Annotated in this window: 1 protein-coding gene; it reads right to left on the bottom strand. The window is 39.6% G+C overall.

What is annotated here, in order from left to right; genetic code table 11:
- The coding region (locus ACYQZV_RS09120; protein ID WP_459895341.1) for a divalent metal cation transporter at nucleotides 1-386 on the bottom strand (386 nt) is incomplete at both ends.

Here is a 386-nt window from a genome sequence, read left to right as displayed (position 1 = left end):
CCTATTGCAAATATGGTACCAGCGTATTTACCCAAAAATGGTACCAAAGCCCTTGCTGCTTCTGAGGCATCTTGTATGTTGTTGTAAGGAGGATGTCCATATAACACAGCCCCTGTGGTTATAATGATTGAAGCTGCCACTACAGCAGTGCCAATACTCCCTATAAAGGTATCTATCCTACCTATATTTATATCATCTATACCCATCTTCCTATCTACCACAGCACTTTGTTGGAAGAAAAGCATCCAAGGGGCTATAGTGGTACCTATGTTTGCTATAAAAAGTGTTAGAAATGTAGGTGAAAATATGTCTATACCTTGGAATGTGAAGGACTTTAACACCTCTTTCATGTCAGGATGAGCTTTTATAGCCGCTGGTATAAAAAC

Source organism: Hydrogenobaculum acidophilum (genome assembly GCF_054656715.1).
The sequence above is the reverse complement of the archived record's forward strand: the minus strand, read 5'-3'. Positions and strand labels throughout refer to the sequence as shown.